20 protein-coding genes are annotated in these 18,088 nt (G+C 37.1%); 13 read left to right on the top strand and 7 right to left on the bottom strand.

What is annotated here, in order from left to right:
• Positions 1-167 precede the first annotated feature (167 nt).
• Positions 168-1,568 (top strand): NAD(P)/FAD-dependent oxidoreductase, encoded by a 1,401-nt coding sequence (locus KYI10_09540; GenBank protein ID QYA32573.1) that lies wholly within the window; start codon positions 168-170, stop codon positions 1,566-1,568.
• 464 nt (positions 1,569-2,032) lie between these two features.
• Here the strand turns inward: KYI10_09540 and KYI10_09535 are convergent, their stop codons facing one another.
• Positions 2,033-2,233 carry a hypothetical protein gene (locus tag KYI10_09535; GenBank protein ID QYA32572.1) on the bottom strand — a complete coding sequence of 67 codons (201 nt, stop codon included), beginning with the start codon at positions 2,231-2,233 and terminating at the stop codon, positions 2,033-2,035.
• A gap of 187 nt (positions 2,234-2,420) precedes the next feature.
• Between KYI10_09535 and KYI10_12660 the strand changes: the two genes are divergently transcribed.
• A complete protein-coding gene (locus KYI10_12660; GenBank protein ID XBW67565.1) occupies positions 2,421-2,615 on the top strand; it encodes a hypothetical protein in 195 nt (64 codons plus the stop codon).
• On the top strand, positions 2,599-2,781 hold the full coding sequence (locus tag KYI10_09525; GenBank protein ID QYA32570.1) for a hypothetical protein: 183 nt from the start codon (positions 2,599-2,601) through the stop codon (positions 2,779-2,781). The genes KYI10_12660 and KYI10_09525 overlap by 17 nt, the downstream gene beginning before the upstream one ends.
• Before the next feature lie 68 nt (positions 2,782-2,849).
• Here the strand turns inward: KYI10_09525 and KYI10_09520 are convergent, their stop codons facing one another.
• The gene (locus KYI10_09520; GenBank protein ID QYA32569.1) at positions 2,850-4,166 is read right to left on the bottom strand and encodes a TrkH family potassium uptake protein; all 1,317 of its coding nucleotides are present in this window, start codon (positions 4,164-4,166) and stop codon (positions 2,850-2,852) included.
• A 133-nt stretch (positions 4,167-4,299) separates the two neighbouring features.
• Between KYI10_09520 and KYI10_09515 the strand changes: the two genes are divergently transcribed.
• Positions 4,300-4,623, top strand: a complete 324-nt coding sequence (locus KYI10_09515; protein ID QYA32568.1) for a TIGR04104 family putative zinc finger protein — start codon at positions 4,300-4,302, stop codon at positions 4,621-4,623.
• A 37-nt stretch (positions 4,624-4,660) separates the two neighbouring features.
• Here KYI10_09515 and KYI10_09510 read toward each other — a convergent pair whose 3' ends face one another.
• Positions 4,661-6,208 (bottom strand): SLC13 family permease, encoded by a 1,548-nt coding sequence (locus KYI10_09510; GenBank protein QYA32567.1) that lies wholly within the window; start codon positions 6,206-6,208, stop codon positions 4,661-4,663.
• Between the two features lie 155 nt (positions 6,209-6,363).
• Here KYI10_09510 and KYI10_09505 point away from each other — a divergent pair, with 155 nt between their 5' ends.
• Positions 6,364-7,008, top strand: a complete 645-nt coding sequence (locus KYI10_09505) for a metallophosphoesterase family protein (GenBank protein QYA32566.1) — start codon at positions 6,364-6,366, stop codon at positions 7,006-7,008.
• Between the two features lie 40 nt (positions 7,009-7,048).
• Here KYI10_09505 and KYI10_09500 read toward each other — a convergent pair whose 3' ends face one another.
• A complete protein-coding gene (locus KYI10_09500; protein QYA32565.1) occupies positions 7,049-7,279 on the bottom strand; it encodes a hypothetical protein in 231 nt (76 codons plus the stop codon).
• Positions 7,280-7,435: 156 nt separating this feature from the next.
• On the opposite strand from KYI10_09500, the gene KYI10_09495 reads away from it, so the two are divergent.
• The 6 genes from KYI10_09495 (at position 7,436) to KYI10_09470 (ending at position 12,975) form a co-directional block, all read left to right on the top strand.
• The gene (locus tag KYI10_09495) at positions 7,436-7,786 is read left to right on the top strand and encodes a metalloregulator ArsR/SmtB family transcription factor (GenBank protein ID QYA33960.1); all 351 of its coding nucleotides are present in this window, start codon (positions 7,436-7,438) and stop codon (positions 7,784-7,786) included.
• Positions 7,776-9,839, top strand: a complete 2,064-nt coding sequence (locus tag KYI10_09490; GenBank protein QYA32564.2) for a heavy metal translocating P-type ATPase — start codon at positions 7,776-7,778, stop codon at positions 9,837-9,839. The genes KYI10_09495 and KYI10_09490 overlap by 11 nt, the downstream gene beginning before the upstream one ends.
• A 409-nt stretch (positions 9,840-10,248) precedes the next feature.
• A complete protein-coding gene (locus KYI10_09485; protein QYA32563.1) occupies positions 10,249-10,518 on the top strand; it encodes a hypothetical protein in 270 nt (89 codons plus the stop codon).
• 29 nt (positions 10,519-10,547) lie between these two features.
• Positions 10,548-11,270, top strand: coding sequence for a membrane protein insertase YidC (yidC, locus tag KYI10_09480; GenBank protein QYA32562.1), 723 nt, complete (start codon positions 10,548-10,550; stop codon positions 11,268-11,270).
• A 113-nt stretch (positions 11,271-11,383) separates the two neighbouring features.
• Positions 11,384-11,869: a GNAT family N-acetyltransferase gene (locus KYI10_09475; GenBank protein ID QYA32561.1), complete on the top strand. Its 486-nt coding sequence runs from the start codon at positions 11,384-11,386 to the stop codon at positions 11,867-11,869.
• Positions 11,860-12,975: an FAD-dependent monooxygenase gene (locus KYI10_09470; protein QYA32560.1), complete on the top strand. Its 1,116-nt coding sequence runs from the start codon at positions 11,860-11,862 to the stop codon at positions 12,973-12,975. Before KYI10_09475 ends, KYI10_09470 begins: the two co-directional genes overlap by 10 nt.
• Positions 12,976-13,293: 318 nt before the next feature.
• On the opposite strand, the gene KYI10_09465 is transcribed toward KYI10_09470, so the two are convergent.
• Positions 13,294-14,145: a helix-turn-helix domain-containing protein gene (locus KYI10_09465; GenBank protein ID QYA32559.1), complete on the bottom strand. Its 852-nt coding sequence runs from the start codon at positions 14,143-14,145 to the stop codon at positions 13,294-13,296.
• 359 nt (positions 14,146-14,504) lie between these two features.
• Here KYI10_09465 and KYI10_09460 point away from each other — a divergent pair, with 359 nt between their 5' ends.
• A complete protein-coding gene (locus tag KYI10_09460; GenBank protein ID QYA32558.1) occupies positions 14,505-16,037 on the top strand; it encodes a M4 family metallopeptidase in 1,533 nt (510 codons plus the stop codon).
• A 364-nt stretch (positions 16,038-16,401) separates the two neighbouring features.
• On the opposite strand, the gene KYI10_09455 is transcribed toward KYI10_09460, so the two are convergent.
• Both KYI10_09455 and KYI10_09450 read right to left on the bottom strand, forming a co-directional pair.
• Positions 16,402-16,776 carry a hypothetical protein gene (locus tag KYI10_09455; protein QYA32557.1) on the bottom strand — a complete coding sequence of 125 codons (375 nt, stop codon included), beginning with the start codon at positions 16,774-16,776 and terminating at the stop codon, positions 16,402-16,404.
• 107 nt (positions 16,777-16,883) lie between these two features.
• Positions 16,884-17,438 carry a thioredoxin family protein gene (locus tag KYI10_09450; GenBank protein ID QYA32556.1) on the bottom strand — a complete coding sequence of 185 codons (555 nt, stop codon included), beginning with the start codon at positions 17,436-17,438 and terminating at the stop codon, positions 16,884-16,886.
• Between the two features lie 140 nt (positions 17,439-17,578).
• On the opposite strand from KYI10_09450, the gene KYI10_09445 reads away from it, so the two are divergent.
• Positions 17,579-18,061 carry a hypothetical protein gene (locus KYI10_09445; protein QYA32555.1) on the top strand — a complete coding sequence of 161 codons (483 nt, stop codon included), beginning with the start codon at positions 17,579-17,581 and terminating at the stop codon, positions 18,059-18,061.
• The last annotated feature ends 27 nt before the right edge of the window (positions 18,062-18,088 follow it).

The following is an 18,088-nucleotide window of genomic DNA, read 5'->3' as shown; positions in this document are numbered from 1 at the left end:
CGAGCTTGTGGTGTAGTCTTTTTGTTGGGATTAGCATTTGATATAAATGAGACGGTGCGTAGTGTTATTGCGAAACAATGAATCATACCCTTTGTTTTAACTTAATCGTAAGTGTTATTATATTAGTATGATTAAGAACAATAATATAAAGTTGAGGTGGGGAATATATGAACAATAAACATTATGATGTGATTTATATCGGAAGTGGTCATGCAGCATGGCACGGCGCACTTATCTTGAACCAGATGAAGAAGCGTGTAGCGATAATTGAAAAAGATAAGATTGCTGGTACGTGTACGAACTATGGGTGTAATCCTAAAATCTTATTAGAAGGGCCATTTGAAGCGATTGAGTCTCTCAAGCATTATGGTGATATTGTAGATACGCTCCCTCAAGTGAACTGGTCGAAGTTAATGGATTATAAACGCGAGACGATTAATCCGATGCATGAAGGATTGGAACAAATCTTCAAAGATCAGGGCATTGATATTATCAAAGGTGAAGGGCTGCTGAAAGATGCACACACGGTGAGCGTTGATGGAACAGAATACCACGCGAAATTCATCGTGCTTGCAACGGGACAGCGCAGTCATGTACTAGATATTGAAGGTAAGGAACTCATGCACAACAGTACCGACTTTATGGAGCTGGATACGTTCCCTGAACGCATCACCTTCCTGGGCGGTGGTTATATCAGCATCGAGTTCGCTTCAATTGCTGCGAAGATGGGCAGTGAAGTATCGGTGATTGGTCATTCTGATACTGTGCTGAAGCAGTATCATCAGCCATATGTACAGAAACTGGTCAAGAAGCTGGAAGATGAAGGTGTGACATTCCATCTGAATATTGATGTCAATAAGCTTGAACAGACAGAGGATGGTTTGAAGTTCACTGACGACAAAGGCTTTGAACTGTATACAGATTACGTTGTAGATGCAACAGGACGTGTACCGAATGTGGAAGGTATCGGATTAGAGCAAGTGGGTGTGGATTACGATAAGCACGGTATTAAAGTCAACAAGTTCATGCAGACATCTGTGCCAAATATCTATGCAAGTGGAGATGTCGTTAGTAAGAAAACACCTAAATTAACACCGACGGCAACATTCGAATCAAACTATATTGCGCTCAATATACTAGGTAACGATGCGGATAAGAAGAAGTTCCCGTTAAAAGCATTGAAACTCTTACCGATTAAATATCCTGCAATCCCGAATGTGGTGTATTCGCTGCCAAGAATCGCGCATGTGGGGATGACCGTCGAGGAAGCGGAACGTAAATCAGGGTATAAAGTGAAAACTATTAAATTTGGGGAACAGCTGGAATTTCAGTATAAACACGAACGTGATGCGGAAATGAAGGTTATCCTTGATGGAAGAAATAGATTAAAAGGTGCGGTTATCTATGGCAGTGCCGCAGACGATCTTATTAATATGCTCACACTGATTATCGAGAAGAAGATGAGTGGTCGAGAAGTAAATAAGCTGATTGTTGCATTCCCGAGTGCATCAAGTGGTGTTATCCAACTACTAGGTATGCATATGATGGGCGTTGATATCGATTTATAAGAAGTGAACCTCACTCAATTTTGAGTGAGGTTTTTTAAGGACCACTTTGAGAGATAAAGCGGTTGTTTGGTGTGCAAGATGGCCCGTGTTTATTATTTATGAGCCATTTTGAGAGATAAAATGGTTGTTGAGTGTGCAAGATGGCCCGTGTTTATTATTTATGAGCCACTTTGAGAGATAAAGCGGTTGTTTGGTGTGCAAGATGGCCCGTGTTTATTATTTATGAGCCACTTTGAGAGATAAAATGGCTGTTTGACGTGCAAGATGGCCCGTGTTTATTATTTATGAGCCATTTCGAGAGATAAAGCGGCTGTTTGATGTGCAAGATGGCCCGTGTTTATTATTTATGAGCCACTTCGAGAGATAAAGCGGTTGTTTGGTGTGCAAGATGGCCCGTGTTTATTATTTACGAGCCACTTTGAGAGATAAAGCGGCTGTTTGGTGTGCAAGGTGGCCCGTGTTTATTATTTACGGGCCACTTTATCTTGGTCAGGTTCATTGCGCATAAATCTTCGCATATTTAAGGTGAAAGCTACAAGTAGAATGATTGCCATAGAAGCCCAGCTGATGATACCACGTATCTCATAGTCCATAAGGATTAAGATGATATTCACGATAGCCAGAATGATGACAAGCATGATAAATGATTTTTGAGATTTTTTCATAATATCTCTCCTTTCCCTATATTTTACTATAATTATACATCTGTTAAAATAAATGAGAAAGGGATGATTGATATTGAAAGAGAATATTGTATATCATATTCTTGCTATTATTTTAAGCATTGCCTTCTTGGCGCTATACTTTTATGTTATGGGTACACTATATTCTGCCGATGTATGGCGATTTCCGTTGATAATCTTAACACTCTACTTTATCGTTGCGTTCTTTAGCTATCCTTTTATCGCTCTTGATGCCAGTGCATTTGCACTCAAGATAAAACCGATTCGTTCTTTAGTGCAGGTGGGTGCTTTTATCATTGCGCCAATACTACTAATCAGAAAAATCATTGTTAGGAGAGGACATTCTTATGAAAAAGATATTTAAGACGATGACCAATAATGCCTCAATTCCACTGAAGTTAAAACTAACGAAGGGGTTGTTTCCTCGAACAGCCGAAGTACTGGCAGAAGTTGATCTTGAAACTGGAGAGGTAACGTTTAAAGTGTCAGAAGAAGATTTAATAAGAATTAAGAAAAATATTGAAGATTAATTTTTAATGTTAAAAAAGAGAAGAATTTTGAAGTTCTTCTCTTTTTTGATGCAAATTTATAATATTATCTACCCCGTCAGTACATCTTCTTTCGGATACGTATAGAGCGCTTTCTGTGGTTTAGAGAATGTCAGCACGATGGTTAATACACCGATCTTACCAATCATCATCATCAGAATAATGAGCAGCTTTCCGATAACAGAGAGTTTCGCTGTGATGCCCATCGTCAATCCGACTGTGCCGAATGCTGATATGACTTCGAACATTACTGCAAGGAATGGCAGATCAGGCTCTGCGATAACAAGCGCCAAAGTGATGATAAATATAAAGGTAGAGCTCAATACGACAATTGCGAAGCTTTTAAAAAGATTTTTAGTATCGATGGCTCTTTTGAATAAATTGATTTGTTCACGTTGTTTAATATAACTGATTGTCCCGAAGAAGATAACGACAGCTGTCGTCAACTTAATCCCGCCGGCAGTTGATGTCGATCCGCCTCCGATAAACATGAATAGCATCATCAGTAAGATGGTCGGTGTTTGTAGTGCACCAATATCTATAGTATTAAATCCTGCTGTTCTTGTCGTAATAGCCTGGAAGTAAGCCATCTGAAACTGATCGAACGTATTATGGCCACCGAGCGTCTTAAGGTTATTCATTTCAAGTAAATAGATGGACAGTGTCGCGAACGCATTAATAATGATTGTGCCGAATATCATGATTTTCGTATGCAGCCTAAGATGACTAAACTTTTTTTTCTGGTAGAGATCAAGAATAACAGTAAATCCTAATCCTCCAAGAATGATCAATGTAGTGATAATAAAGTTAGTTAAAGGATTTGTCTGATATTGCACGAGATTATCACTGTGAAGTGCAAATCCGGCATTGTTAAATGCGCTTACCGCAGTAAAGAAACTATTGAATAATCCACGTCTAATCCCGAGCAAAGGGACCCATTCAAGTGCCAGCAGTACAGCGCCGATTGACTCGAATAGAAGACTGATCAGTAACAGTGTAAGAACAAGACGTAATATGCCGCCTAAGTTTTGCTGGTTCAAAGCTTCCGTAGCCAATGAACGGCTTTTCAGTCCTACCTTACGACCAAGCATGATAAAGACGATCATCGCTAATGTGATGATCCCGAGTCCGCCAGCCTGTACAAGGATCATAATGATAATATGACCAAATGTATTGAAATTTGCTGTAATATCTATCGTTGCAAGTCCTGTCACCGTAAATGCACTGGTTGCAATAAACAGACAGTCAATAAATGATGTTGGCTGTCTTTGTGCTATCGGAAGTGCCAGCAGCAATGTCCCGATAGCTAAGAAGATGATGAACGAACTGATAATCACGAGATATGGATTACTTTTTTTCTTTTTCACTTAGAAACCTTCTTTAATATTTGATAGCAATAGAGTACATGATAAAGATATAAATTACAATATACATCTATCTTTATTTATTGTAAAAAATTAGATATAATACAACAGCTAGTAAGTAGAGAGGGAGATTGATTTGAATCGATGTAAGAAGTGCAATTATCCTTATCGGTATGAGGATATGTTTAAAGCATCATGGCAGCTCTTTACCAATGTTAAAGTGCCGTGTCCAAAATGTGCGCATACTCATTATATATCTGAGAAACAGATTGCTAAGATTTATCTGCATCTTTTTGTAGTAAATTTAATAATAATGATGGCAGTTAATCTATTTCATCTGCATTCGTATGTATTACTTACGTTATATATCGTTTCTCTTGTTTTATTGATCATCTTCTTTCCGTTACTTCATAGAATTACAGAATATCCTGATAGTTTCTCAAGTAAGTCTATTCAATAGAAGAATAAAAAATAAGGAACGGAATTGCTTCCGTTCCTTATTTTAATGAAGCTGGAAATGGTGTAATATCGAAGCCGAAGACGATTGGCAGCAATACCATCACAGCAATAACGATAATGACACAGCTGATTAGGTTTAACCAGAAACCGGTAGTTGCCATCTCTCGAATCGTCACTTTACCTGTTCCAAACACGATAGCATTTGGAGGTGTACCTACTGGTAACATAAATGCACAGTTCGCACCCATCGCAGCTGGGACCATTAATGCGAGTGGATGTACATCTATTGATATTGCAAGTGCAGCAAGTAATGGCAAAATCATTGTTGCAGTTGCTGTATTTGATGTGATTTCGGTTAAGAACAGTACGAATAAGACAGTGATCGTGATGATCAGGATAATCGGTAATCCTTTTAGCAAAATCAGCTGATTGCTCAGCCACGCATCGAGTTTACTTGTGGTAATTGCATTTGCTAGCGCTAATCCTCCACCAAACAATAGCAGCACACCCCATGGGATTTCCTTTGCAATCGACCAGTCAACGATGCGGCCTTGCTGGCGTTTTGTCGGAATTAAGAATAATAATATCGATATGAACATTGCAATTGAACCATCCTGAATCATTTTGAGGGCAGGGATATTCACGAATACGAACCCTCTAATAATCCATAAGAATGCTGCAAACAAGAAGATACATAAGATGATAATTTCTTCTCGTGTAATCTTTCCTAACTTGTTCAGTTCACGTTCAATGACCGCTTGACCTCCTGGTAATTCTGTCATATCTGTCTTAAACGCTACATAGTTTAAATATGCCCACGTAAGTAATAAGAGGACGATAACTGAAGGGACACCAACGAGCATCCATTGTCCGAAGCTGACTTCATATCCGAATATTGCTTTCATCTGACCCGTAAGCAAAATAAGTGGCGGTGTTCCAATCAATGTCCCCAGTCCACCTATCGTACCTGCATAGCCGATTGCGAGCACAAGTGTCTTCTCGAACTTCTGTAATGATTCTGATGCATTATTCTGACTGAGCACTTCGGCTTCTTTGATCAATGCCAGTCCAATCGGTATCATGATCATAACCGCTGCGGTGTTAGAGACGAACATACTCATTACGCCCGTTGCCATCATAAATCCAAGTATAATTTTAGAAGTTGTTGTCCCGATTTTATTGATAATATTCAGCGCGAGCCTCGTATGCAGATTCCATTTCTCCATAGCAATCGCTAAAATAAAACCTCCTAGGAATAAGAAGATAATATCATTACCATAGTTTGCCGCGACTTTGTTACCGTCCATAATCTGACCCATCGGAAATAAGACAAGTGGTAAAAGTGAGGTTATTGGAATTGGAATCGGTTCAGTAATCCACCACGTTGCAATCCACAGTGTTGAGGCAAGGACAAAGCGTGCAGCAGGTGTTAAACCTTCTAACTGGATAAGAAAATTAAATAAGAGGAATAACAATGGACCGAAAATTAAACCAATCAGTTGAACTTTCGTATACCCTGGTGTTTGATTTTTCTTAGAAAAGAATTGCAGATAGCTTGCAGATACGATACTTTCTCTCATAATCATTCACATCCTTCTTTGTTTATTCAATTCCAATTGTATCAAAATCGGAAAGAAAATTGTAAGGGGTTTCATAATTTATTTCAATATTTTCTTTAGATTTTTCGGCGATTGAATTATAATCAGTAACTACTAATCTTTTTATTATGGGGATGGCAAAGATGAATTATTTTATTGTTGGAGATGTACACGGTTGTTTCTTTACCTTGAAGAAAATCATGAAGCACTGGAAAAAAGGCGAAGAACAGCTTATCTTTGTCGGAGACTATATTAACAAAGGCTGCAATTCGAGAGATGTAGTCTATTATATTAGAAAGCTGTGCAATATGTATCCGGATACGGTGTGTATTAAAGGGAACCATGAATATAAGATGGTACAGTATATGATGCAGCATACACCAAAGTCAGAGATGAAAGAAAACTACAGAAGGACGCTCACACATTATCCATTGAAAAAATTCGACAGGGATATTGAGTGGATGCATCGTTTACCGCTTTATTATGAAAATGAGGTACTGTATGTATCACATGCCGGCGTAAACTGGCTGAACTTTAGAAAGTTTAGCACAGAGAGCAGTTGGTGTGTACTGCGCTACCGTGGAAAGTTGAAGCATATGCATAAGCTGCAGGTGATAGGACATACGCCGACAGAAAGTGGTAAGCCGGAGTATGATAAGAAACGTAATATACTCAACATCGATACAGGTGCGGGGAACTATGAGCACCTATGTGCAGTGCGTATTAATAAACACGGCAAACTGGTAGATAGTTATTTGGAGAAAATTATGGATGAAGATAAATATTAAATAGTAAAAAGCACCTGACGTGTCAGGTGCTTTTTACTATTTAAATATTCGTTCTTTCAAGCGGAGTAATTTTGACGATTTTATTTAGATTGATTGCACTATTATGTTCCCCGTCATTGATTGGAAGGAAACCTGTTTCGTTACGGTCACATTTTGTGATGAAGTTATTGTACGCAATCTTCTCATCTGTTGAGAAGAACTCGTAATGATAAACCGTTTCATTGTTGTCCAGCTTAATCTCAATCTTTAAATAATTACTACTTGATTCCATTATGGATAAAACTCCCTTATTTATTATTTGTTCATCAATAAGATTCCCGTAGTAAAAAGATATAAACATAACATTCAAATCATTGTTTGAATGTTACGTTTGTTATATAATATATTCAAATATATATTTGAATGAGGTGGATGTGTGAGTAATGATATGTGTGATGTTTACTTATTTGATGAACATAAAGTATCACGTGTAAAAGCGAATATGGAGGTTGTTGACTTAGCGCCAATGCTTTCGATTTATAAGGCATTAGCTGATAAAAATCGTTTGTCAATCTGCTATAGTTTGCTGCTTGAAGAGAAATTATGCGTGTGTGATCTGGCAAACATTATCGGCGCGACTGTCGCTACGACGAGTCATCATCTCAGATATTTGCTTAAATCACATATTGTAAGCGTCGAAAAAAAGGGTAAGAATGCATTTTATGAACTGAAAGATGATCATATTAAGACGTTGATAAGAACAGCGTTAGCACATGGAGATGAGGACGATGAAGAATAAAGAAGTGTATCGCTTAGAAGGTTTGTCATGTACAAATTGTGCAGCGAAATTTCAGGATAACGTGAAGGCAATTCCAGGTGTAGAGGATGTCACTTTAAACTTTGGTGCGGCCAAGCTTGAAGTTACTGGAGATGCATCCATTGAGGCGTTAGAAGCGGCAGGTAAATTCGATAACATCAAAGTGAGACCGGCCCATATTAAACGTGTTAACAAAGTTCCTTTCTATAAGAAGAGAGAGAATATACCGTTTATATTATCGGCAATTATATTTTTGATTGGGATGCTATGTAGTCTGAACTTTGGTGAGGATCATACAGTAACGCGTGTTGTGTTCATCATTGCGATATTGGTTGGGGGTTACCATCTATTTATCGAAGGAGTAAAAGGTCTGTTTAAATTGAACTTTGATATGAATGTACTGATGACGGTTGCTATCATTGGTGCAGCGCTAATTGGTGAATTACAAGAAGGCGCGATGGTCGTTGTACTCTTTGCGATAAGTGAAGCGTTAGAAGGGTACGCGATGGAGAAATCCCGTGCAGGTATCGCTTCGCTTATTGATATCTCGCCAGACGTTGCGCTTATAGCACGTGAAGGTAAGTTTATTGAAGTGGATGTAGACAGCATTATGCCTGGTGATATCGTCAAAGTACTGCCTGGTAAGAAAATACCAGTAGACGGTGTTGTAACCGATGGACAAAGTAATATTAATCAGGCGAGCATCACTGGAGAAAGTATTCCTGTACATAAGCAGGAGGGAGACACTGTGTATTCAGGTACGCTGAATGAATCCGGTCAGTTGACAGTCCGCGTAACTAAACGAAATGATGAGACGAAACTTGCACAGATGATTCATCTTGTAGAAGAAGCGCAGAGCGAGAAAGCGCCGACCCAGAAGTTCGTCGATAGATTTGCGAAATATTACACTCCGATTATTATGCTGATTGCATTAATGGTTATTGTGGTACCACCGCTCTTTGGAGGCGATTTTAATCACTACTTATATCAAGGGTTGTCAGTGCTTGTTGTTGGATGTCCTTGTGCACTTGTAATATCCACGCCAGTAGCAATCGTAACAGCGATTGGACGCGCAGCAAAAGAAGGAATGCTCATTAAAGGGGGCGTGCATCTCGAGAACGCTGGACATATTGGCACCGTTGCTTTCGATAAGACAGGAACTTTGACGAAAGGAACACCTGCTGTTGTGTCAAGAAGAGATTTTGAAGCAGATCAGAAGGATGACATTATCTATACACTTGAAAAAGAGGCTGGACATCCACTCAGTCGTGCCGTCGTCGACTCGCTTGAAGTGCGCACGCTCGTTCCTGTAACCGATTATGAAGTGGTTACTGCTAAAGGTGTAAAAGGCGTATTCGATGGTGTTGAATACCGAATTGGGCAACGTTCTTTCTTTGATTTATCTGATGATGCACAAAAAGAAATAGAAAACATGCATGAAACAGGTGCAACGATGGTGCTCTTTGGAACAGTCAATCGAATTTACAGTGTGTTCTTTATTAAAGATACACTGAGAGAAGAAGCAGAATCAGTCATTCGTACCCTTGAACAAATGAACATTGATACTGTCATGTTAACAGGGGATCATAAGTCAGTTGCTGAAACAATCGGCAAAGAAATCGGATTAACACAAGTACATGCGGGATTATTGCCTGAAGATAAACTGGATATCATTAAAGATTATCAGCAACATGGACGTGTTGCGATGGTTGGAGATGGTGTTAACGATGCGCCCGCACTCGCTCAAGCTGACGTCGGTTTCTCGATGGGCGGGGCCGCAACAGATACCGCATTAGAAACAGCGGACATTGCATTTATGAAAGATAATCTTGACGATTTACCCCGTGTGATTCAACTGAGCAAACGTACATTGAAGATTATTAAGCAGAATATCACGTTCGCACTTGGCTTAAAGCTACTTGCGATACTACTCGTGATTCCAGGATGGCTCACATTATGGATCGCAATATTCGCGGATATGGGTGCAACGATATTAGTGACACTGAATAGTTTGAGATTGTTGAAAAGAAAATAAGAAGAACGTGCGATCTTAGGTGATCGCACGTTTCTTTATATTGAGTGAGTGTTTGAGGAGAACTCGAATGTCCTATTATCGGCCACTCGCGTACAAAAGTGAGTCTGAATGTCCGATTATCGGCCACTCGCGTACAAAAGTGAGTCTGAATGTCCCATTATCGGCCACTCGCGTACAAAAGTGAGTCTGAATGTCCCATTATCGGCCACTCGCGTACAAAAGTGAGTCTGAATGTCCCATTATCGGCCACTCGCGTACAAAAGTGAGTCTGAATGTCCCATTATCGGCCACTCGCGTACAAAAGTGAGTCTGAATGTCCTATTATCGGCCACTCGCCGATAACATAACTATCACCTTTCAACCAAATTATGATATTCTATCCATACTAATATAAAGAAGGGGTGAAGTGATGGAGTTATTGATCAACTTATTAACTGAAGATTTACTGTGGAAGTATATTTTCTTTAAATTACTCTATTTAATTCCATACTTCACTGCCTTTTTATTCTTACTGATTCACACGATTGCACATGTTAAAGTAAGTGCAGAGTGGATTGAAGTCAGAAAGATTAAACATAAAGTAACGTATACGTATCTATTGATTTCCAAAACGCTAATATGGCGTATTAAGTGTCTGTCCAGACAGTCCGATGAGGTAGCGGCATCTCCTATATATTAATTTCACATTAATATATAGGAGGACATAAATTGAAAAAATTCACAGTTTTACTCACAGCATTATTATTACTACTTACAGGGTGCGCGCCAAAAGAGGATGGTCTATTTCATCAGTCACTGGTGGAGCCATTTGCGCAGTTGATAAAATATTTTGCGAGTTTCTTTGATGGAAGCTACGGTATGGGGATTGTACTTGTTACGGTCTGTGTACGGCTTGTACTCATGCCGATGATGCTGAACGCAACGAAACGTCAGAAGGTTATGCAAGGCAATATGAAGCTTGCTCAGCCTGAGATTAAAAAATTGCAGGATCAGATCAAAGTTGCAAAAGATGAAGAGGAGAAAGCACGACTATCACAAGAACTTTTAAAAGTTTACAGCAAATATAATGTAAATCCATTAAACATGGGCTGTCTTCCGGTCATCGTACAGATGCCGATATTGATGGCGTTATATTTTGCGATAACGCATAGTAAGGATATTGCAACTCAAAGTTTTCTCTGGTTTAATCTGGGGAGTCCAGATATCATGATGATGGTGATTGCAGGCGCATTATATTTCTTGCAGTCTTGGATATCATTGCAATATATGCCGGAAGCAACGCGTAAACAAATGCGACCGATGATACTGATGAGTCCGATGATGATTATCTTCGTCAGCTTCCATTCACCAGCAGCACTGCCATTATATTGGTCTGTCGGTGCAGTCATCTTAATCACCCAGCAATATATATCGAATAAACTTTATAACTAAGTAACTTAAACGTCGTCTGATTCCATTTCTGGCGACGTGTCTCTTTGCTCAAAAAAGCATTTATATAATGGATGATGTATAATGAAATTATATTATGAGAATCAGGTGAGCGTATGAACAGTGCTATGACAATCAGTTATCAATTACAGTCAGAGCGGTTGATAATTGATGCTTTATGTGCACAAAATTTAGAAGAAGTGCTGTCGAACTATAAGTACGGTAGCAAATATATTCAAGAAGTTTACAAACAGCATATGATGCCAGGACGTATTGGTTATGGGACGTGGTTATTGAAGCTGGAGGATACTTTCATTGGTGAAATCTCCCTCAGTGGACCACCGAGCTGGCATCATGAGATAGAAATCGGCTACCACATACGCTGTAACTATAGACGTAACGGCTATGCTTATGAAGCGATAAGCTGTCTTATAGCGCATTTAACACAACATCATGACAAACTGACGATTAAAGCATCGGCACTAATCGATAATACAGCATCTCAGCGTTTACTTGAGACGTTAGACTTTATATGTACGAATATAGATGATAGCTATTATTATTATGAATATGAATTTAATGGAGTGATGACATGCGTATAGGAATCATTGGTGCGGGTATCGGTGGTTTAACCGCAGCGATATTACTAGAACGTCTTGGACATAGCGTAGAAGTACTAGAAAAGAGACACGTATTAAAACAAGAAGGTGTAGGTCTTGGTATCGGTGAAAACGCGATACGTGCACTTGAACGTTATGATATTGCTGAAGATATAAAAAGAGACGGCAATATTTTGATTGAAGCTCAGCTAAGAGATGCGAACGATACATATTTAAATCGTGTGATCTTTAATAAAGCTGGAGAAGATAATATTACGATACAGCGCAGTTCACTGCATAATATACTACGTTATCATTATAAAGGGAATGTAAGGTTGATTAAAGAGGTCGTCAAGATTACAGACTTTGATGCAGGAACAATTAAAGTGAATGATGGTACTAGCAACCAGTATGATCTCATTATTGCAGCGGACGGGCTGCACTCTCAAGTGCGCAGACAGATGTTTCCAGGTAGTGAGGCGAAGTATCAAGGATATACATGCTTTAGAGGAACGAGCGTGAATCCAGGGCTGAACGACAAGACAGCGTTAGAATACTGGGATGCGCGTGGCAGATTCGGGATTGTTCCTCTGGGAGATAATGAAGTCTACTGGTTTTTATGCATTAATGCCCTTGAACGGGATACAGAATTCAGAAACTATAATCTGAAGAAGTTAAAGCGATACTTTAAAGAATTTCCTCATGCAGTGACTAATGTTTTAGACAACACAGTCGGAGATCCATTACATCATGATATATATGATATTGAACCGCTTAAGACATTTGTAAAAGGACGTGTCGTATTACTAGGGGATGCAGCACATGCAGCGACACCTAATATGGGACAAGGTGCATCGCAGGCCATTGAAGATGCAGTATGTCTCGTCAACCAGTTAGAACAATACCCATTGAAAGAAGCACTTGCAAATTATGACCGATTAAGTGTTCCGCATACGAAGAAAGTCATACTGAAGTCCCGTAAGATAGGGAAAGCTGCTCAAAGTGAATCGCAGCTGTTTATTCAATTACGTAATAAAGTCGTAAAAAATATTCCTGAATATGTCTTGAATAAGCAGACAGAATTTCTGAATAGAAGACCATTAAATTGAAATAAGAACGTCGTGTTACAAAGATGTGAGCAACACTCCAGAAGTTAGATTTGAAAATCTTAACTCTGGAGTGTTTTGTTTGTAATCACACGTTATTTGTATAATAAATAAGGCTAATTAAACGATTACCGATTGAAATCTAAAAAATGATAACAGTTAATAATTTAGAAGATATTTTGAAATATTATATGTTTGAAAATATATCTGATGTAAGGACAGTATATCCTCTATCTATTTTGACTGAGCAAATAGTATTGAATTCCATGACATGGTTGGTAGCGTTTATTATTTTCATTTCAATTATATTGAAGGTGCAAATTATAATCTTTTCAAATTACATATAATTTTTTCAAGATTTTCTGTAGTTTTATTTTCACCTTTTTTTATGCTGAAAAATAAGGCCGTCTCTATCTCTTTCATATCTACGAGTGATAACAAATTAAGTTTCATTAAAGCAAAATATTTATAGAAAACTAGTTGAGGATAACAATAGGTATTATTATTCACGAAGACAAATTCTATAGCTGTGCATGAAATATCATACATCTCTTTGTATTCTTCAAGCTGAAAGAGAAGCCTTAGGTAATTATATGCAACCTTGAATAACAAATCCTCATATACATTACTTGTTATCGCAATTCTATAACCTTTCAAGAAATACTCTTTAGCTTTCTCTGGTTGATTATTTTCCATTGACATAATACCCAAGCTATTTAGAGTTCTTATCTTAAGATTATCCTCCATAGTGTCACTGTGTTCAGAGTAAAAAATATTTAATTTTTCTAATGAATTACTATTTCGTGTATAGTTTTCTGTTACTAATGATATATACATAATATATATAGAGTCATTAAAGCTTAATTTTTCTTTATCTATCACGCTAATAAGATTTTGTATTTTACCATATTCTCTAATTTTCAATAAATAGTCTATACGTTCCTTATCTATTAAAAATTCATTTTCTATTCTTTTTGTTCTATTTTCATAGACTAGATCATCTAAAGAAACTTCCAATTTCTCAGCAATCTTCACTAGAAGACTTGCTAAAGGTATAATCTCGTCTTTCTCTATCTTGCTGATTTGACTTTGAGTGCATATCCCATCTGATAGCTCATGTTGAGTCATATTAAGTTGTTGACGGCGATTTTTAATTCTTTTTCCTATTTTCATAAATTAACCCTTTCTTATTATATAGATATACATTATATTATATATTATATGAATATATACAATATTACTTAGAATTTTACTTTAAAATATTAGAAAGGAGAATAAAAATGAAAAAAGTCTTTAAAAATACAAGTTCTTTACTTATATTTGCAAGCAGCGTAATAATTTTAAACTTTGATAACCTTCCTGAGTGGCATCTTTGGTAGGAACCCTTTGGAAGAACTCTCTAATAATCTATTAGTTCTATTATAGAATTAATAGATTATTTTTTATATTCAAAAAATATATTGAAATATTCAAGTTTGAATATATAATAAAGTTAGTAATAAATTTTATAATTTAAAGAAGAGGTGTTTTTAATGAAAAAGAGTAAACTAGGTACTATTGTTCTTTCAACAGCAATAATTTCATCTGCTCTAGGCATCGCTGATACACATGAGGCTCAAGCTAAGAATCAAAGTTTTAAGCAACTTGACGTAAATGGAAATATTCAATCAAAGAAAGAAGTAAAAACAATTCTCAAAGATCTTCCGGGTTATAAAAATTTGAAGAAGAATTATAAACAATATGAAGTAACAAATGTAGAAAAAGATAATTTAGGTTATGTACATTACACTTTACATCCCAAATCAAAAGGAAGATTTGCTACAGACCAAGAGATTAAAGTACATACAAATGACAAAGGTGAGGTTGTACTTGTCAATGGTGCTATAGACGCTAAGACTATTGCACCTACAAATAATGTTAATATCGACAGTAAGACTGCTATCTCTGAAGCATTTAAATCACTTTCTATCAATGAAGATAAAGCAGATAACCTTGGAGATAAAGTCATTAAAAGCTCCAATGTTGTTATTGATGGAGATAAAAATAAACTAGTATATGATATAGAAATTACTACTGTATCTCCTAAAGTTGGACATTGGAAAGTGAAAATCGATGCAGATAACGGACAAGTATTAGAGAAGCTGAATCTAATTCAAGAAGCTGCTGCTGTAGGAACTGGTCGTGGCGTACTAGGAGATACTAAAAGTATCAATATCAATAGTATCAGTAAGGGTTATGCTTTACAGGATGTGACAAATAAAGGACAAATATCTGCTTATAGTCTGAATCAGTATAATGGTAGTGCCAATCTTATTACAGACTATGACAAGGTTTTCGATAGCAATAATCAGCGTGCGGGAGTAGATGCTAACTATTATGCTGCTCAGACCTATAAATTCTACAAAAATAGATTTAATCGTGAATCTTATGATAATAATGGTAGTCCAATTAATTCTATTGTCCATGTGAATAATTATGGTGGCCGAGATAATACAAATAATGCCGCTTGGATTGGCGATAAGATGATTTACGGTGATGGGGATGGTAGAACTTTCACAGCCTTATCAGGAGCAAACGATGTTGTTGCACATGAGATTACGCATGGTGTTACTCAACAAACTGCGAACCTTGAATATTATGGTCAGTCAGGTGCATTGAATGAAAGTTTCTCTGATATCTTTGGTTATTTTGTAGATCCTAACGACTGGTTGATGGGAGAAGACGTATATACTCCAGGACAATCAGGAGATGCATTGAGAAGTCTGTCAAATCCAGGTGCCTTTGGACAACCTGAAAATATGAGTCAATATGTCAATACGCAGTCAGATAATGGTGGTGTCCATATCAATTCAGGAATTCCAAATAAAATTGCATATAACACCATCCGACAACTAGGGAATCAAAAATCTGAACAAATATATTATCGTGCACTCACACAATACCTAACATCTAATTCTAATTTCTCTGATGCTAAAAATGCACTTGCACAGTCTGCATATGATCTTTATGGTCAGAATGATGCTGATATCGTTTGGAATGAGTGGAGTAAAGCTGGAGTACAGTAGGATAACAGTATTTTATCGAGTAGAAAAACACTTCATTTTTTTAAATAAAGTGTTTTTTTAGTTTAATTTTTCTAAACGTTGATTGTAAATTAAGCTAGATAACTAAAAAATCCTCTGTGCTAAACTCATTGTGTATTTCTGACCAAAGAAAACATAAGGAGTGAGTACAGAATGACCTCTAACCATCTTAACACGGATGAACTCGTGTTCATAGAATCATATTATCATCAAAATCTTTCGGCAAAAGAATTTGCAAATAGATTGAAACGCTCAAGACAGACGATTCATAGTATTGAAAATTATACAAAAATCACTTCAAAATTTTATAATCCCCCAAATTTTATTTGGGGGATTATTAGTTTCATTATTTCAACACTTCAAAGAATATCATCAGAAACTTAATCTTACCGCGATACTCATAGTCGTTAAAGATATAAGGCATCACTGTTTCTGGAGGCACTGGGTTTTGTTCGATTGCATAATCAATATTATCGAAATAGTTCTCGATATCGATAATGTTCAGTTTGGGTCCGTTCTCTTTAAATAAGTCATAATCACCAATCTGGTCCTTATATTGATCCAGTCCTTCGTGATATGCATATGCGATTTGCAGTAAGTTATATTTAATGCTCTTGAATTTGCTGCCGAAGTTATAGTTAAGTTCAGATGTACTAAGCTGTTTAGCTTGTTCTAATAGTTCGTTTCGTGAGTTTCTTACTTCATCATATAAATTATTCATAGCTTCACCTCTTTTAATATATATCTATATTCCTATATACCCTCGAATTCAGTATTTATTACACAAAAAAACAGTTTGAGTATTATTTTCTCAAACTGTTGTCGTGATTATAGATGAATGAGGCGTTCTACGATAGAGTTGTAGATTTCCTCCCAGAATTCTGGTGTGTTTTTATATTTTTCGTGGATTGTGTGGTGCACTGCTTTTTGTTTCTCTTCAAAGTCTGGTGCATCTTTACTAGGTAGGTCCTGGCGTACTTCTGTGACATAGTCCTGGACAACTTGTGCTCGTGGACCCCACACAGCATATTGATGGTCTGTAGCGTCAAGGAATACGAAGATTGGAATCGAACGTGCAGTGCCATTTGTTAAGTATTGATCCATGAGCTCAAGATTATCATCTCGTAATGAGAAACGCAGATCAATACTTGCTGCTTCAGCGATGCGCATGAGTACTGGAATATTGACCATTGCATCCCCGCACCAGTCTTCTGTAATGACGATTGCCTTTAAATCTTTATCTTTAATTTCTTGTAGACGTGCATCATCTGGTACTTGAAAAGCATTATATATCTCAAGCATTTCATCTTTATTGACCTGCATATGCGCTAAGTATTGTTCAAGTGTTAAACTATTATCGTAATGCGTTTTAAGTGTTGTCATGACGTTCATCCCCTTTAGTTATTATAATTGTATTATAACAATATAAGAATTGTCAGACAAAACTAACGCTCTAGAAGTCGAAAGAATAAACTAATATTTTATGTTATTATAAAGAAAATAAATGAGGAAAGTGGGCGCTCATGAAGAAATATATATTTACAATTATTGGACTGTTTATTATCTTCGTTTCCGGCATGCTCGTTTATAATTATTGCACGACTCCAGATAATGATCTAAGTCAGGAACGCATCGGAAACTATATGTTACATCAGCATCGTAATGTACTACTAGAAAGTTTTAAAGAAGATGATAATGCGAAAGTGGAAGGTAAATCATTTTATCGATCAGATGCATTGCCTGGTCTGATTATTAGCGTATCGAATAAGAAGCAGCAGATAAGTGCGCTTATCTTATATCGCAATGATAAATTGTACACGGAACGTAATATTGGCATCGGTGACTCGAAAGCACAAGTGATTGAGGCTTACGGTGCGACATATAAGAAATCAATACTGAATAACCGTCAAACACAGTATCATTATATGGATAAAGAAAATCACATAGGTATGAAGTTTATCTTTAAAGATAATAAGGTGAAACGTATCGAATTATTTGATGCTTAATATAAGTATACCGGAACAGCGGTTGGT

The sequence above is a fragment of the Macrococcus sp. 19Msa1099 genome, assembly GCA_019357535.2.
GTDB lineage: Bacteria > Bacillota > Bacilli > Staphylococcales > Staphylococcaceae > Macrococcoides > Macrococcoides psychrotolerans.
The sequence above is the reverse complement of the archived record's forward strand: the minus strand, read 5'-3'. Positions and strand labels throughout refer to the sequence as shown.

Bases quoted from the DNA above. Each gene is read 5' to 3' on its own strand.
- KYI10_09525 (QYA32570.1), top strand. From the start codon at position 2,599: ATGAAAAAGATATTTAAGACGATGACCAATAATGCCTCAATTCCACTG.
- KYI10_09490 (QYA32564.2), top strand. From the start codon at position 7,776: ATGAAGAATAAAGAAGTGTATCGCTTAGAAGGTTTGTCATGTACAAAT.
- KYI10_09535 (QYA32572.1), bottom strand. From the start codon at position 2,233: ATGAAAAAATCTCAAAAATCATTTATCATGCTTGTCATCATTCTGGCT.
- KYI10_09485 (QYA32563.1), top strand. From the start codon at position 10,249: ATGGAGTTATTGATCAACTTATTAACTGAAGATTTACTGTGGAAGTAT.
- KYI10_09540 (QYA32573.1), top strand. From the start codon at position 168: ATGAACAATAAACATTATGATGTGATTTATATCGGAAGTGGTCATGCA.
- KYI10_09500 (QYA32565.1), bottom strand. From the start codon at position 7,279: ATGGAATCAAGTAGTAATTATTTAAAGATTGAGATTAAGCTGGACAAC.
- KYI10_09470 (QYA32560.1), top strand. From the start codon at position 11,860: ATGCGTATAGGAATCATTGGTGCGGGTATCGGTGGTTTAACCGCAGCG.
- KYI10_09455 (QYA32557.1), bottom strand. From the start codon at position 16,776: ATGAATAATTTATATGATGAAGTAAGAAACTCACGAAACGAACTATTA.
- KYI10_09505 (QYA32566.1), top strand. From the start codon at position 6,364: ATGAATTATTTTATTGTTGGAGATGTACACGGTTGTTTCTTTACCTTG.
- KYI10_09450 (QYA32556.1), bottom strand. From the start codon at position 17,438: ATGACAACACTTAAAACGCATTACGATAATAGTTTAACACTTGAACAA.
- KYI10_09460 (QYA32558.1), top strand. From the start codon at position 14,505: ATGAAAAAGAGTAAACTAGGTACTATTGTTCTTTCAACAGCAATAATT.
- KYI10_09465 (QYA32559.1), bottom strand. From the start codon at position 14,145: ATGAAAATAGGAAAAAGAATTAAAAATCGCCGTCAACAACTTAATATG.
- KYI10_09510 (QYA32567.1), bottom strand. From the start codon at position 6,208: ATGATTATGAGAGAAAGTATCGTATCTGCAAGCTATCTGCAATTCTTT.
- KYI10_09445 (QYA32555.1), top strand. From the start codon at position 17,579: ATGAAGAAATATATATTTACAATTATTGGACTGTTTATTATCTTCGTT.
- KYI10_09475 (QYA32561.1), top strand. From the start codon at position 11,384: ATGAACAGTGCTATGACAATCAGTTATCAATTACAGTCAGAGCGGTTG.
- KYI10_09495 (QYA33960.1), top strand. From the start codon at position 7,436: ATGTGTGATGTTTACTTATTTGATGAACATAAAGTATCACGTGTAAAA.